12 protein-coding genes and 1 tRNA gene are annotated in these 15,542 nt (G+C 67.5%); 10 read left to right on the top strand and 3 right to left on the bottom strand.

Going from position 1 to position 15,542, the window contains the following annotated elements:
- The first annotated feature begins 10 nt into the window (after positions 1-10).
- Together PGN12_09060 and PGN12_09055 are read left to right on the top strand one after the other, a co-directional pair.
- Entirely contained in the window at positions 11-1,399 is a 1,389-nt protein-coding gene (locus PGN12_09060; GenBank protein ID MEH3104040.1) for an ABC transporter substrate-binding protein, read from the top strand.
- Positions 1,400-1,405: 6 nt separating this feature from the next.
- The gene (locus PGN12_09055; GenBank protein MEH3104039.1) at positions 1,406-1,828 is read left to right on the top strand and encodes a DUF4112 domain-containing protein; all 423 of its coding nucleotides are present in this window, start codon (positions 1,406-1,408) and stop codon (positions 1,826-1,828) included.
- Between the two features lie 12 nt (positions 1,829-1,840).
- On the opposite strand, the gene PGN12_09050 is transcribed toward PGN12_09055, so the two are convergent.
- Positions 1,841-2,935 (bottom strand): anhydro-N-acetylmuramic acid kinase, encoded by a 1,095-nt coding sequence (locus tag PGN12_09050; protein MEH3104038.1) that lies wholly within the window; start codon positions 2,933-2,935, stop codon positions 1,841-1,843.
- 92 nt (positions 2,936-3,027) lie between these two features.
- On the opposite strand from PGN12_09050, the gene rimO reads away from it, so the two are divergent.
- Both rimO and PGN12_09040 read left to right on the top strand, forming a co-directional pair.
- Positions 3,028-4,359, top strand: a complete 1,332-nt coding sequence (rimO, locus tag PGN12_09045) for a 30S ribosomal protein S12 methylthiotransferase RimO (protein ID MEH3104037.1) — start codon at positions 3,028-3,030, stop codon at positions 4,357-4,359.
- A gap of 95 nt (positions 4,360-4,454) precedes the next feature.
- Positions 4,455-5,480 (top strand): methyl-accepting chemotaxis protein, encoded by a 1,026-nt coding sequence (locus tag PGN12_09040; GenBank protein MEH3104036.1) that lies wholly within the window; start codon positions 4,455-4,457, stop codon positions 5,478-5,480.
- A 32-nt stretch (positions 5,481-5,512) separates the two neighbouring features.
- Here the strand turns inward: PGN12_09040 and PGN12_09035 are convergent, their stop codons facing one another.
- Both PGN12_09035 and PGN12_09030 read right to left on the bottom strand, forming a co-directional pair.
- On the bottom strand, positions 5,513-5,929 hold the full coding sequence (locus tag PGN12_09035; protein MEH3104035.1) for a GAF domain-containing protein: 417 nt from the start codon (positions 5,927-5,929) through the stop codon (positions 5,513-5,515).
- Positions 5,930-6,559: 630 nt separating this feature from the next.
- Positions 6,560-6,646, bottom strand: a tRNA-Leu gene (locus PGN12_09030).
- Positions 6,647-6,818: 172 nt separating this feature from the next.
- Between PGN12_09030 and PGN12_09025 the strand changes: the two genes are divergently transcribed.
- The 6 genes from PGN12_09025 to gltB all read left to right on the top strand — a co-directional run bounded on the left by PGN12_09025 (position 6,819) and on the right by gltB (position 15,476).
- On the top strand, positions 6,819-7,748 hold the full coding sequence (locus tag PGN12_09025; GenBank protein MEH3104034.1) for a complex I NDUFA9 subunit family protein: 930 nt from the start codon (positions 6,819-6,821) through the stop codon (positions 7,746-7,748).
- Positions 7,749-7,783: 35 nt separating this feature from the next.
- Positions 7,784-8,593: an undecaprenyl-diphosphate phosphatase gene (locus PGN12_09020; GenBank protein MEH3104033.1), complete on the top strand. Its 810-nt coding sequence runs from the start codon at positions 7,784-7,786 to the stop codon at positions 8,591-8,593.
- A 155-nt stretch (positions 8,594-8,748) separates the two neighbouring features.
- The gene (locus PGN12_09015) at positions 8,749-10,188 is read left to right on the top strand and encodes an NAD(P)-dependent oxidoreductase (GenBank protein MEH3104032.1); all 1,440 of its coding nucleotides are present in this window, start codon (positions 8,749-8,751) and stop codon (positions 10,186-10,188) included.
- Positions 10,185-10,481 (top strand): nucleotidyltransferase domain-containing protein, encoded by a 297-nt coding sequence (locus tag PGN12_09010; protein ID MEH3104031.1) that lies wholly within the window; start codon positions 10,185-10,187, stop codon positions 10,479-10,481. Before PGN12_09015 ends, PGN12_09010 begins: the two co-directional genes overlap by 4 nt.
- Positions 10,478-10,969, top strand: coding sequence for a hypothetical protein (locus tag PGN12_09005; GenBank protein MEH3104030.1), 492 nt, complete (start codon positions 10,478-10,480; stop codon positions 10,967-10,969). Before PGN12_09010 ends, PGN12_09005 begins: the two co-directional genes overlap by 4 nt.
- Positions 10,956-15,476 (top strand): glutamate synthase large subunit, encoded by a 4,521-nt coding sequence (gene gltB / locus PGN12_09000; GenBank protein MEH3104029.1) that lies wholly within the window; start codon positions 10,956-10,958, stop codon positions 15,474-15,476. The genes PGN12_09005 and gltB overlap by 14 nt, the downstream gene beginning before the upstream one ends.
- Positions 15,477-15,542: the final 66 nt, after the last annotated feature.

Here is a 15,542-nt window from a genome sequence, read left to right as displayed (position 1 = left end):
CCGTGCCGACGTGGGCGCGGTGGTGGTCAGCGTGATCGGCACCACGCCACACCTCGCCGGGCGCGATCGCGGCGACTTGCCCATTACCGACCGCGTCCTCACCGATTCGCTGGCGGAAGGCCTCGTCCGGTTCGATGCCGTCGGACAGATCGAGGCGGGGATCGCGGAGCGCTGGATCGTCATCGACGACGGGCGCAGCTACATCTTTCGCCTCCGCGATGCCGCATGGAGCGACGGGACGCCGGTGCGTGCACGCGAAATCGTCCCCCTGCTCCGCCGTCAGATCGCCCGCGGCGCAGCGAACCAGATCGCGCCCTACCTGACCGCCGTCGCCTCGATCGTCGAAATGACTCCCGAGGTGATCGAGATCGAACTGGCGAGGCCGCGCCCCGACCTCCTCAAGCTTTTCGCCCAACCAGAGATGGCCCTCGTTCGCGCCACGCCGGCCGGCGGTGCCGGGCCATTCCGACGGCGTGACAGCACGCACGACGGCATCCTGCTGACCCCGGCGCTCGATCCCGATCGCGATCCCGACGAAGATCGCCCGACCCCCGAACAGAATGTGCTGTTGCGCGGCGAACGCGCCGCGGTGGCGATCCTTCGCTTCGTCGAGCGCCATTCCGATCTCGTTAGCGGCGGGACGATCGACGACTGGCCGGTGCTGCAAGCCGCCAACCCTGCCCCCGCGAACGTCCGCATCGATCCCGCCGCCGGGCTGTTCGGGCTGGCGATCGTCAAGCGTGAAGGATTCCTTGCCGACGCCGGTAATCGCGGTGCGATCGCGCAGGCGATCGATCGCGCCGATCTGACCGGCAGCATTTCCGGCGAATGGCCGGCGCGCGAAACCGTCCTGCCGGAGCAGCTCGACTCGGGCGCGCCGCCGATGGTTCCGGCTTGGGCGACCTTACCGCCCGAGCAACGTCCTGCAGCGGCGCGCACGCGCGTCGCGGCGTGGCGCGCGGCGCATGGCGACGCACCGACGGTGCGGATCGCGCTGCCCGGCGGCCCGGGCGGGACGATCCTGTGGGCACATGTCGCGCGTGACCTCTACGCGGTCGGCATCAGGCCGGTCCGGGTCGTGCGCGACGATCCGGCCGCCGACCTGCGTCTCGTCGATCGGGTCGCGCCCTATGACAATGCGCGCTGGTATCTTGCCGAAGCGTGCGTCACTTGCTCCCCCGAAGCAAGCGCCGCGATCGACGCCGCACGGCTCGCCGACACCCTGTCACAGCGTGCCGAGGCCGCGGCGACCGCCGACCGATTGCTGACGCAGGACGTCGCGTTCGTGCCGCTCGCCCGGCCGTTCCGCTGGTCGCTCGTCGCGCTACGCTTGCGCCAATGGCAGCCCAATCCGCGCGCCTGGCACCCATTGAACCGGCTGCGTACCGACCCCAATTGATCTTCCATGAACGCTCGTCCCACGCCGCTGAACGCCGGCTTTCTCGACGGCCTGCCCGTCGGCACCGACCCCGCCGCCGTCCGGCGTCGCGTCGAGGCGGTCGAACGATTGCTGGAGGGGCTTTACGTCATTCCCGGCATTAATCGCCGCGTCGGTCTGGACGCGATCGTCGGGCTGGTACCGGTGGTCGGCGATCTCGTCGCGGGCGCGATGGGGATGTGGCTGGTCTGGGAAGCCCGCAATCTTGGCATGGGACGGCTGGCGTTGATGGGCATGACCGCGCGGGTCGGCTTCGATACGGCGCTGGGCATGATCCCGTTCGTGGGCGACGCCGCCGACTTCTTCTATCGCTCGAACACGCGCAACCTGAAGCGGATCAAGAAGCACCTCGACCGCCACCATCCCGCGACCGTCACGCTCGATCGCTGAGCGACGAGCGACTCACCTCGTGGCGGGCACGAACACCGTCCCGCCCGGCATCGCGTGCGGCACGCCGGTCGTCCCCGGAAAGCTGATCGGCAACCCCGCCAGGGTCCGCACCGCCATATAGGCGAAACCCTCCGCCTCCAGCCCGTCGCCATGCCAGCCGAGTGCGTCGACCGGCTCGGGTGTCAGGCCGGTTCGCTCGGCGATCATCCGCAGCATCGCCGGATTGTGGCGACCGCCGCCCGCCACCAGCAACCGCCGCGGTGCGACCGGCAGCAGCGTCAGCGCATGAGCGACGCTCGCCGCCGTGAAGGCGGTCAGCGTCGCCGCACCGTCCGCGGGCGACAGCCCCCGCGCCGGCTGAACGGTGAAGTCGTTGCGATCGAGCGACTTGGGGTAAGGCGCATCGAAGAACGGATGGTCGAGCAGCGTGTCGAGCACGGTCTCGTCGATGCGGCCGGCGGCAGCAAGCGCGCCATCCTTGTCGAAGCGCGCGCCGCTCTCCTGCTCGACCCAGCTATCGATAAGGCCGTTCGCCGGCCCGGTATCGAAGGCGGCGATCGCCGCCCCATCGTCGATCAGCGTGACATTCGCGACACCCCCGAGGTTAAGGATCGCGACCGGCCCGTCCAGCGCGGCGGCAAGTGCAGCGTGATAGATCGGGAGCAACGGCGCGCCCTGCCCGCCTGCCGCGACATCGGCGCTGCGAAAGTCCGCGACGGTGCGGATGCCGGTGACGTCGGCGAGCACCTGCCCGTCGCCGATCTGCCATGTCCAGCGCCGGTCGGGGCGATGCGCGACGGTCTGGCCGTGAAAGCCGATCACGCCGATATCCGCGGGCGTCGCGCCCGCGTCGCGCAACAGCTTCTGCACCGCCAGCGCGTGGGTCCGGGTGATGAGCGCCGCCGCCTCCACCAGCGGCGGGCTGGCGCGCGGGCGGGGATAGGTCAGCGCGATCGCGGTCGCCTCCGCAAATTGCGCGCGCGCGGCATCCGAATAGGGCTCGCCGCGAAATGCGACGTGCCGAACCGCCTGCTGCCCGTCGGTTTCGATCAGCGCGGCGTCGATCCCGTCCAGCGACGTGCCCGACATCAATCCGATCGCCAGCATCCTCGCCTCCCTACGCCGAAACAGCCGTCGCTATCGCGCGTGCCGCCGCCACTGGCAAATCGCGTCGTCGCGCATTATGTGCGGACGATCCCATGGCAACGCAAATTCCCTCACCGCCCCGCGTGGGCATGGTCTCGCTCGGCTGTCCCAAGAACCTGGTCGACAGCGAACGGATCCTGACCCAGCTGCGCGCCGACGGCTATCAAATGTCCGCCGACTATGCCGGCGCGGATGTCGTGCTGGTCAACACCTGCGGTTTTCTCGACTCGGCCAAGGAAGAATCGCTCGAGGCGATCGGCGAGGCGATCGCCGAGAACGGCCGCGTCATCGTCACCGGCTGCATGGGCAAGGAAGCCGAGACGATCCGCACGCGCTTTCCGGGCGTGCTCGCGATCACCGGCGCGCATGAATATGAGCAGGTGGTCGAGGCGGTCCATGCCGCCGCGCCGGCATCGCTCAGCCCGTTCGTCGACCTGATCCCCGACGCCGGGCTCAAGCTGACGCCGCGCCACTACAGCTATCTGAAGATTTCGGAGGGCTGCAATCATCGCTGCTCCTTCTGCATCATCCCGTCGTTGCGCGGCGATCTGGTCAGCCGCCGTCCCGATGCGATCCTCCGCGAGGCGGAGAAACTGGTCGCGGCGGGGACGAAGGAATTGCTGGTCATCAGCCAGGATACCTCGGCCTATGGCATCGACATCCGCGATCAGTCGCGGATGTGGAAGGGCGCCGACGTCCGCCCGCACATGACCGATCTCGCGCGGGAACTGGGCAGGATCGCACCCTGGGTGCGGCTGCATTACGTCTACCCATATCCGCATGTCGATCAGGTGATCCCGTTGATGGCGGAGCGGTTGGTGCTCCCCTATCTCGACATTCCCTTCCAGCATGCCGCGCCCGCGGTGCTGCGGCGAATGAAGCGCCCGGCGAACGATGCCAAGGTGCTCGGCCGGATCAAGGCGTGGCGCGATATCTGTCCCGATATCGCGATCCGCTCGACCTTCGTGGTCGGCTTCCCCGGCGAGACCGAGGACGACTTCCAGTATCTGCTCGACTGGCTCGACGAGGCGCAACTCGACCGCGTCGGGGCGTTCCGCTTCGAGCCGGTCGAGGGTGCGTCGGCCAATGCGCTCCCCGATCCGGTGCCGGAAGCGGTCAAGGAAGAACGCTACGCGCGGATCATGGAGAAGACCGCCGCGATTTCCGCGGCGAAGCTCGCCGCCAAGGTCGGTCGCCGGCTGGACGTGATCGTCGACGCGGTCGATGCCGAGAGCGGCGGCGCGTCAGGACGGTCGATGGCCGATGCGCCGGAGATCGACGGCGAGGTGCATCTGCGCGACGCCGGGCATCTCGCCCCCGGCGACATCCTGCCGGTCGTCATCGAGGACGCGGACGAACACGATCTGTTCGGCGTTCCGGCCTGATCGGGCTCGCCGACGGTTTCATCCTGAAAAGCGGCTTCCATACCGTTGGTTAACCCGGTGCTTCTACATGCGGGTCGACCATCGAGGGAGATGTCATGCCGCGCCGTATCCGGTCTTTGCTGTCGCTGCTGAGCGCCGATGTGGCCGCTCACGCGGATCGATCCGAGGCGATTGCGGGACAGACGCGGCTGTTGGCGCTCAATGCGGCGATCGAGGCGGCGCGATCGGGTGAAGCTGGGCGCGGCTTCGGCGTCGTGGCGCAGGAAGTGAAGACGCTGGCGGCGCAGGCGAGCAGTTCGTCACGCGCCTTTCGCGAGGAATTGCTCGGGCGCCTGCATCAGGGCAGTGAAATCGCTGCCGATCTGGTCCGCGAACTGGAAGGCGGCCGGTTGGGTGAGTTGGCGCAGTCGATCGCCGACGCATTGTCCCGCACGCTGTTCGACCGCACGATCGACGTGCGCGTCCTGGCGAGCGACCATGCCGTGCGCGAAAGCCTGTTGCTGCCCGGCGATGCGCGCGCCGAAGCGCGCGCGCTGGAACGGATGCGCTCGCTGCTCGGCTTCTCGCCTTACTTCCTCAACGCATTCGTCGTCGCCGCCGATGGCCAGGTCGGTGTGTGCGCGCATGACAATGCTGCGGTGCGCACGGTGCGCTTCGAGAATTACGGGCAGTTCCGCGGTGCGATGGATGGTCCGATGCCGAACGGCTGGTCCACCGACGAAGTCTGGCCCAACCCCTGGTCACACGACCGCAAGGTCCTGATCTTCGTCGCGCCGGTCGTGGTGGAGGGCATGACGATCGGGGTCTGCTATCTCGAATACGACTTCGAGGGTCAGGTGGCGCGGTTGATCGACGTCATGAACCGCTCGTCGCGGCGCGCCACGATCTCGATCGTCGATCCGGAAGGGCGCGTGGTCGCCACCACCGGGACGCGCCGCTTCCATGAGCGGCATCCGTTCGCGATCGACGCGCCGGGCGGCCGCGTCCAGTCGCTCGACCGGCTGGTCGTCGCGCAGGCATCGGTGCCGAGCGACCATGGCATCGCCGGACTGAACTTCCGCTGCGTGATCGAGGATCATCTCGCCTCTGACAGCGATGTACTCGCGGCGATGGCGGCCTGATCGTACGGGAGAGCGACGTACGGGGAGCGCAGTCAGGCGGCGTCGGCGGGCGGTTCGAGCACGCGCATCGCCAGCGTCCGCAGCCCCTGCGCCTCGATCTCGTCGACCGGCGCGCGCGGCGTCCTGCTGGAAACGCACACCACGCCCAGCGCCAGCCCCGCGGCATTGACGATCGGCGCCGCGGCGAAGAAGCGGATGAGGCCGACGCGCACGAACGGGTTCGAACCGAACCGGTCGTCGGTCAGCGTGTCGGCCACGCAAAAGACGGCGTCGGGCATGGCGATCGCATGCGCGGACATCGATCGGGCGCGGTCATATCGTCCCAATTGACCGCCCGACGACGCAACCACGACCTGCAGATCGTCGACGATCACTGCCACCCCCGCCCAATCGGCATGAACGACCTTGCGCGCGGCCATCGCGATGGCGTTCAGCCGCGGATCGTTCACGCGCTCAAGTAACCCGGACTCGCGTGCGGCGACATTGCGGGCGTGTTCATTGGAGGGAATGGGCGCCGGAGAATAAAGAGTCACCGACACTTAGGATCACCCCTCAACAAGCCACGAAGTTCCTCGTGGATCTTCGCCACCAGATACGAGCAAGCTGGTCGGAGAACCTGTCATGAGGACTTTTCTAGTAACCTAAATGACCTGATTGGCTCTTCGATCCTGCAGCGTTTTTCTACAAACGTTTCATAACGGGACAAGAATGGCAAATTAGCCGAATTTTACGTCTTCCCTCGCGCCAGCCTCTCCTCCTTGCCTGTAAAAACAGGCCAAACTCAGGATCTCCCCTCTCCTTCAGGGTAGGGGCAGGGGTTAGGGCGATGTCTCACCGAGAAGCTTCCTCGACGAAGCCGCCGGGCATCATCGCCAAGGCAACATGGCCACGCATTCAACCGCCAGCGACGCATCGGACCGGCACGACACGCATCCGGTCCGATCGCGCGAAGCAATGTGGCTGGTCCGCGCCAACAACGTATCATCTGAAGAAGCGAAGCAGCGCCGGAGGCTGCCCGTCGGTCCCGCATCACGACCACAAATCGCTACGCTGACCGGACCCAGCTCGGTGCTGGAAAATGGTGCCCAGAAGAGGACTCGAACCTCCACGACCTTGCGATCGCCAGCACCTGAAGCTGGTGCGTCTACCAATTCCGCCATCTGGGCACGGGGTAGGCCGGTGCCTCTATGGGCGGGTGCCGGGGGTGTCAACTCGATTTTGTCGCGCGTCCGTCACTTTTTTGCAGCGCGGCATCGAAAGCCGCTAAACCTTGTCAACGTGCGGTACGGCGGGCAAGGCACGCGCGCGGGCTAAAGGGCTTTCGGGATGAAGGACGGCATGGACAACAAGCTGGTGACGCTGATCGGCGGCGGGGGGTTCCTCGGTCGCTACATCGCGCAGGCGCTGCTGTCGGCGGGCGCGCGGGTGCGCATCGCGCAGCGCGATCCGCGACAGGCATTCTTCCTGAAGCCACAGGGCGGGCTTGGGCAGACACAGTTCGTCGCGGTCGACGTGACCCGGCCGGAGACGATCGCCAACGCCGTCCATGGCGCGGACGGGGTCGTCAACCTCGTCGGCACGTTCGCGGGCAATCTGGCGCGCGTGCACGTCGACGGCGGGCGGCATGTCGCGGAAGCGGCGGCGAAGGCCGGCGCGTCGCTGGTCCACGTCTCCGCGATCGGCGCGGACGCGAACGGGGACTCGCTGTACGCGCAAACCAAGGGCAAGGGCGAGGAGGCGGTGCGCGCCGCCTGCCCGTCCGCGACGATCCTGCGCCCCTCGACCGTGTTCGGGCGCGAAGACCAGTTCGTGAACCGCTTCGCCGGCATGATTGCGCGGCTGCCGGTGGTGCCGGTGCTCAAGCCGAACGCGCGCTTCCAGCCGGTGTTCGTCGGCGACGTCGCGCGCGCAACCGTGACCGCACTCGCCGACCCGGAGACGTTCGGCGGTCGCACCTTCGAACTGGGCGGGCCGGAAGTCCTGACGATGCTGGAGCTGCAGCAGCGGATCGCGCGCCACATCGGCCGCGCGCCACATTTCGCGCCCCTGCCCGACACGCTCGGCGGCCTGCTCGCCGCGCTGCCCGGCACGCCGATCACGGCCGACCAGTGGAAGCTGCTCGGGCACGACAGCGTCGTCACCAACGGTGCCGAGGGTCTGGCCGCGCTCGGGATCGGGGCGACTCCGCTCGACGCGGTCGCCCCCGACTGGCTGGTGCGGTACCGCAAGGCGGGCCGCTTCGGCATGATCGAACGCGCGGCGGGCTGACGCCTGCCGCGGCCATCCACTAGCGGGGATCGCGCGTGAACGACCTTCTGACCATCATCCTGCTCGGCATCGTCGAGGGGGTCACCGAATTCCTGCCGGTTTCCTCGACGGGCCATCTCGTGCTCGCCGGCGCCCTGCTGGGCCTGTCGGAGGGCGATGCGACCTTCGATATCGTGATTCAGCTCGGCGCGATCCTGGCCGTCGTCGTGCTGTTCTGGCGGCGCTTCCTGCGCGTCGGCACCGGGCTGCTGCGCCGCGAGCCGCAGGCGATCCAGTTCACGCGCAACGTCCTGCTCGGCTTCCTGCCCTCCGCCGTGGTCGGCGCGATCGCCTATTCCGCGATCCGCGCGGTGCTGGAGGCGCCGGGCACCGGGCCATTCGTCGTCGCTGTCGCGCTGGTCGTCGGTGGCATCGCGATCCTGTTCATCGAGCGCGTCGCACCGCGTGCGATCGGCGGATCGGTCGAAACGATGTCGTGGAGGACCGCGCTGTCGATCGGCGTGGTGCAATGCCTGTCGATGATCCCGGGCGTCAGCCGCTCGGGCGCGACGATCATGGGCGCGCGCGCGATGGGCGTCGATCAGGAGACAGCGGCGGAATTCAGCTTCTTTCTCGCGATCCCGACGATGATGGGCGCAACCACGCTGGCGCTGTGGAAGAGCCGGCACGAGCTGGGCGACGCGCACCTGTCCGCGATCGCGATCGGCTTCGTCGTGTCGTTCGTGGTCGCGATGGTGGTGATCCGCTGGTTCATGGCGATCGTCACCAAGCACGGCTTTGCACCCTTCGCATGGTATCGAATCATTGTCGGGGTCGTCGCACTGGCCGCCTTGGCGATGCGATAAGCATCAAATCGGACCTTTTTATTGGATCTTCTTGCAAGCTGGTCGCAGCTACTAGCAGCAACTCTCATTTTTTAGGGTAGCGATGCTGCCGTAAATGCGGAATCGGGCGTGACAGCGTGCGATCCATGTGAGAATTCGGCGATCGGAGGACACCGATGGCCGACATGCTCAAGTTCGTTGAACGCCCGCAATCCTATCCGGCAAAGCGCGCCGCCGAGGCGCGTGCCGAGGATTTTCGCGAGATCGCCGAACGCTATGCCACTCCCGCCGCCGAGGACCAGGCCGGGCGCTGCTCGCAATGCGGCGTGCCATACTGCTCGGTCCATTGCCCGCTCCACAACCATATCCCCGACTGGCTGCGGCTGACCGCCGAGGGTCGGCTGCGCGAGGCCTATGAGCTGAGCAACGCCACCTCGACCATGCCCGAGATCTGCGGCCGCATCTGCCCGCAGGACCGGCTGTGCGAGGGCAATTGCGTCATCGAATTCAGCGGGCACGGCGCGGTGACGATCGGTTCGGTCGAGAAGTTCATCACCGACACCGCCTGGGAGGAAGGCTGGGTCGAACCGCTCGTCCCCGGCCCGGCGCGCGGCCAGTCCGTCGGTGTGATCGGTGCCGGCCCGGCGGGGCTCAGCGCCGCCGAATATCTGCGCGGCCACGGCTATGAGGTGCATGTCTACGACCGCCACGACCGCGCCGGCGGACTGCTGACCTATGGCATCCCCGGCTTCAAGCTCGAGAAGCCGGTGGTGATGCGCCGGGTCGAGCGGCTCAAGGCGGGCGGGATCGTCTTCCACGAAGGCTTCGAAGTCGGCCGCGACGCGACGCTCGACGACTTGCGCGCGCGTCACGACGCGCTGCTGATCGCGACCGGCGTCTACAAGGCGCGTGCGATCGACGTGTCGGGCAACGACCTGAACGGCGTCGTCGCCGCGCTCGACTATCTGACCGCGTCGAACCGCAAGAGCTTCGGCGATGCGGTGCCCGAATTCGAGGATGGCCGCCTCAATGCTGAGGGCAAGAACGTCGTCGTGATCGGCGGCGGCGACACCGCCATGGACTGCGTGCGCACCGCGATCCGCCAGGGCGCGAAGTCGGTGAAGTGCCTGTACCGTCGCGACCGCGCCAATATGCCGGGTTCGCAGCGCGAGGTCGCCAACGCCGAGGAGGAAGGCGTCGAGTTCGTCTGGCTCTCCGCCCCCGCCAGCTTCGCGGGCGAGGACGGCCAGGCGACGACGGTGCGCGCCAACCGAATGCGGCTCGGCGCGCCCGACGCCAGCGGGCGCCGCGCGCCCGAGGTCGATCCGGGCGCGGCGGAGGACATGCCCGCCGATCTGGTCATCAAGGCGCTCGGGTTCGATGCCGAGGAATTGCCGAAGCTGTGGGGCGCACCGGAACTGGGCGTAACGCGCTGGGGCACGGTGCTGGTCGACAGCAAGACACTGATGACCTCGCTGGACGGCGTGTTCGCGGCGGGCGACATCGTGCGCGGTGCGTCGCTGGTGGTGTGGGCGATCCGCGACGGCCGCGACGTGGCGGCGACGATGCACCAGCATCTGAAGGCGAAGGCCAAGGCGGCGAAGGTGGCGGCGTGAGGTTGGAGCCCGGCGAGGCGGAGGCAATCCGGCGCGCCGCGCGCCGGGCGTTCGGCCCGTCGGCCGTCGTGCGACTGTTCGGCAGCCGTGCCAGCGACACGCGCAAGGGCGGAGACATCGACCTCCATATTGAAGTGGAGAATGACATTGATGAGTGGTCCGCGCGTGCGCGCTTTGATGAGGCGTTGTTCGCGCAAATAGAAGAGCAGAAGGTGGACGTCGTACTGCATCGTCGCGGCAGACAGCCATCCGCGATCGATATGGTCGCACTACGAGATGGGATCGTGCTGTGACACGCGACGGTGAAATCGCGATGCTGCGTGAGCATCTGGCGACGGTTGCCCGTCTCGCCGACCGCTTGGTCGTTTTGCGTGCGCGGCTTGCTCCGCTTATGCCGATCGACGCCGATCGGATGCGTAGCCTCGACCCGGACCGCGATATCGACGTTCTGGCTTTTCTGAAGACGTTCGAGCAGTTGGAAGACACGCTTGGTCGTACGCTGAAGACGATTGCCATGCTGATGCAGCTCGGCAAGGTCGAGCGACTGACCCCGCGCGACGTGGCCCAGCGTGCCGCCGCGCTCGGCGTGATCGATGACCCGAAGATTTGGGCAGATGCGGTGCGGGTTCGCAACGAACTGGCTCACCAATATCCCCTGCATCCTGACAAGCAGGCCGCGCAGGTAAACGCCGCTTGGGAGAAGAGCGACACACTCTTCGCCACGCGGATATCCATCGACAGTTTCGTAGAGCGGGAAAGGCTTCTTCATGGCGACATCTGATCGCAACCGCCAGTATCTCGCCGAGCACGGCATGTATCGCCCCGAGTTCGAGGGCGACGCCTGCGGTGTCGGCCTCGTCGCCGCGACCGACGGCAAGCCGTCGCGCCGCGTCGTCCAGTCCGCGATCGACGCGCTCAAGGCGGTGTGGCACCGCGGCGCGGTCGACGCCGATGGCAAGACCGGCGACGGCGCCGGCATCCACGTCGATCTGCCGGTGCGCTTCTTCGACGACTGCGTCGCCGCCTCGGGCCACAAATTGATGCCGAACCGGCTCGCGGTCGGCATGGTGTTCCTGCCGCGCACCGATCTGTCGGCGCAGGAGACGTGCCGCACGATCGTCGAATCCGAAGTGATCGGCGCGGGCTACACCATCTACGGCTGGCGGCAGGTGCCGGTCGATGTGTCGGTGATCGGGATGAAGGCGCAGTCGACGCGCCCCGAGATCGAGCAGATCATGATCGCCGGCCCGCTGCCCGGCGACGTGTCCGTTGAGGAGTTCGAGAAGAACCTCTATCTGGTCCGCCGCCGTATCGAAAAGCGCGTGATCGCGGCGCAGATCCAGGGCTTCTACGTCTGCTCGCTGTCGTGCCGCTCGATCATCTACAAGGGGCTGTTCCTCGCCGAGAGCCTGTCGGTCTTCTACCCCGATCTGACCGATGCGCGTTTCGAGAGCCGGGTCGCGATCTTCCACCAGCGTTATTCGACCAACACCTTCCCGCAATGGTGGCTGGCGCAGCCGTTCCGCTGCCTCGCGCATAACGGCGAGATCAACACGATCCGTGGCAACAAGAACTGGATGCTCAGCCACGAGATCCGCATGGCGTCGATCGCGTTCGGCGAGCATTCGGAGGACATCAAGCCGGTGATCCCGGCCGGCGCGTCGGACACCGCAGCGCTCGACGCGACGTTCGAGGCGATCTGCCGGTCGGGCCGCGACGCGCCGACCGCCAAGCTGATGCTGGTGCCCGAGGCGTGGCAGAAGAGCACCGACACGCCCGACAGCCATGCGGCGATGTACCAGTATCTCGCCTCGGTCATGGAGCCGTGGGACGGTCCCGCCGCGCTGGCGATGACCGACGGGCGCTGGGCGGTCGGCGGGGTCGACCGCAACGCGCTGCGCCCGCTGCGCTACACCCAGACCGCCGACGGTTTGCTGATCGTCGGCTCGGAGGCCGGGATGGTCGTGGTGCCGGAGAGCACCGTCCTCGCCAAGGGCCGGCTCGGGCCGGGGCAGATGATCGCGGTCGACCTCCAGGAAGGCCGCGTGCTGCTCGACCGCGAGGTGAAGGACCGGATCGCGGGCGAGCAGGATTATGCCGCGATGATCGGTGAATTCTCGACAATGGCCGATCTGCCCCCCGCCCCCGCCGACAGCGTCACCCGCTATGACCGCGCCGATCTGGCGCGGCGGCAGGTCGCGGCCGGGCAGACGATCGAGGACATGGAGCTGATCCTGTCGCCAATGGTCGAAACCGGCAAGGAAGCGATCGGCTCGATGGGCGACGACACGCCGCTGGCGGTCATCTCCGACAAGCCGCGGCTCATCAGCCAGTTCTTCCGGCAGAATTTCGCGCAGGTCACCAACCCGCCGATCGACCCGCTGCGCGAGCGCTACGTGATGTCGCTCAAGACGCGCTTCGGCAATCTCGCCAACATCCTCGACACCGAGGACCGGCGCGAGCGCGTGCTGGTGCTCGACAGCCCGGTGCTGACCTCGACCGACTGGGCGCGGCTCAAGGCCTATTTCGGCAATGCCGCCGCCGATATCGACTGCACCTTCGAGGCCGGGGGTGGCGCCGAGCGGCTGCGCGCCGCGATCCAGCGCATCCGCAACCAGGCCGAACAGGCGGTGCGCGAGGGCAAGAGCGAGCTGTTCCTGACCGACGAACGCATCGACGAAGACCGCGTCGCGATCCCCGGCGTGCTGGCGGCCGCGGCGGTGCACACGCATCTCGTCCGCCGGGGCCTGCGCTCCTATGCCTCGATCAACGTCCGTGCCGCGGAATGCCTCGACACGCATTATTATGCGGTCCTGATCGGGGTCGGCGCGACGACGGTGAACGCCTATCTCGCCGAGGCGGCGATCGCCGACCGCCATGCGCGCGGGCTGTTCGGCAAATTGTCGATGGAGGAATGCACCACCCGCCACAAGAAGGCGATCGAGGAAGGGTTGCTCAAGATCCTGTCGAAGATGGGAATCGCGGTCATCTCCTCGTACCGCGGCGGCTATAATTTCGAAGCGGTGGGGTTGAGCCGCGCGCTGGTCAACGACCTGTTCCCCGGCATGCCCGCCAAGATCAGCGGCGAGGGCTATGCCTCGCTGCACGTCAACGCGACCGACCGGCACGAGGCGGCGTACGATCAGGCGGTGGCGACACTGCCGATCGGCGGCTTCTATCGCCAGCGCCACACCGGCGAGGCGCATGCCTATTCCGCGCAGCTGATGCACCTGTTGCAGACCGCGGTGTCGACCGACAGCTATTCCAGCTACCTCCAATTCTCGCGCGGGGTGTCGGACCTGCCGCCGATCTATCTGCGCGACCTGCTCCAGTTCAACTTCCCGAACGAAGGCGTGCCGGTCGATCAGGTCGAGGCGATCACCGAGATCCGCAAGCGCTTCGTGACGCCGGGCATGTCGCTCGGCGCGCTGTCGCCGGAGGCGCACGAGACGCTGGCGATCGCGATGAACCGGATCGGTGCGAAGGCGGTGTCGGGCGAGGGCGGCGAGGACAAGATCCGCTACACGCCCTATGACAATGGCGACAACGCCAATTCGGTCATCAAGCAGGTCGCGTCGGGGCGCTTCGGGGTCACCGCCGAGTATCTCAACGCCTGCGAGGAGATCGAGATCAAGGTCGCGCAGGGCGCCAAGCCCGGCGAGGGCGGGCAGCTGCCCGGCTTCAAGGTCACCGAGTTCATCGCCAAGCTGCGCCATGCGACGCCGGGCGTGACGCTGATCTCGCCGCCGCCGCACCACGACATCTATTCGATCGAGGATCTGGCGCAGCTCATCTACGACCTGAAGCAGATCAACCCGCGCGCGCGCGTCTGCGTCAAATTGGTGTCGTCGGCCGGGATCGGCACCGTCGCGGCCGGCGTGGCCAAGGCGCACGCGGACGTGATCCTCGTCTCCGGCCATGTCGGCGGCACCGGAGCCTCGCCCCAGACCAGCATCAAATACGCGGGCACGCCGTGGGAAATGGGGCTGTCCGAGGTCAATCAGGTCCTGACGCTCAACGGGCTGCGCGGGCGGATCAAGCTGCGCGCCGACGGCGGGCTCAAGACCGGGCGCGACATCGTCATCGCCGCGATCCTGGGTGCGGAGGAGTTCGGGATCGGCACGCTCAGCCTCGTCGCGATGGGCTGCATCATGGTGCGCCAGTGCCACAGCAACACCTGCCCGGTCGGCGTCTGCACGCAGGACGAGGCGTTGCGCGGCAAGTTCGTTGGCACGCCCGAAAAGGTCATCAACCTGATGACCTTCATCGCCGAGGAAGTGCGCGACATTCTCGCGCGGCTCGGCGTCCGCTCGCTCGACGAGGTGATCGGCCGCACCGAATTGCTGCGGCAGGTCAGCCGCGGCGCCGAGCATCTCGACGATCTCGACCTCAACCCGATCCTCGCCAAGGTCGACGCGACCGATGCCGAGCGCCGCTTCAGCCTGTCGACGTTCCGCAACGACGTCCCCGACAGCCTCGACGCGCAGATCATCAAGGACGCGTCGGCAGTCTTCTCGCGCGGCGAGAAGATGCAGCTGACCTATTCGGTGCGCAACACGCACCGCGCGGTCGGCACGCGGCTGTCGAGCGAGATCACGCGCACCTTCGGCATGTCGAAGCTCGCCGAGAACCACGTCACGATCCGGCTGCGCGGCTCGGCGGGGCAATCGCTCGGCGCGTTCCTGTGCAGCGGCGTGACGCTGGAAGTGTTCGGCGACGCCAACGATTATGTCGGCAAGGGGCTGTCGGGCGGCAAGATCGTCGTCCGCCCGGCGGTATCGTCGCCGCTGCGCAGCCAGGACAACACCATCCTCGGCAACACCGTCCTGTACGGCGCGACCAGCGGCAAGTTGTTCGCGGCGGGTCAGGCCGGCGAGCGCTTCGCGGTCCGCAACTCGGGCGCGACGGTGGTGGTCGAGGGCTGCGGCGCGAACGGCTGCGAATATATGACCGGCGGCACCGCGGTGGTGCTGGGCGAGGTCGGCGCGAACTTCGGCGCGGGGATGACCGGCGGGATGGCGTTCATCTACGATCCGACCGGCAGCTTCGCGCGCCGCGTCAATCCCGAGAACATCGTGTGGCAGCGCGTCGCCGCCGCGCACTGGGAGGAAGTCTTGCGTGCGCTGGTCGCCGAACATGCCGAGGTGACCGACAGCCGCTGGTCGCGCGGGCTGCTCGACGACTGGGACCGCGCCCTGGGCTCGTTCTGGCAGGTGATCCCGCGCGAGATGCTCACCCGGCTCAGCCACCCGCTCGACGACGCCGAGACTCTGGAGGCGGCGGAATAACCCCATCCTGTCCCGTCACCCCGGCGAAGGCCGGGGTCCAGTTTCAAAGGTGGTCGTAACGTAGCG

The organism is Sphingomonas phyllosphaerae, from assembly GCA_036946405.1.
GTDB classification, from domain to species: Bacteria; Pseudomonadota; Alphaproteobacteria; order Sphingomonadales; family Sphingomonadaceae; genus Sphingomonas; species Sphingomonas phyllosphaerae_D.
This window is presented reverse-complemented; position numbering and strand designations above follow the sequence as displayed.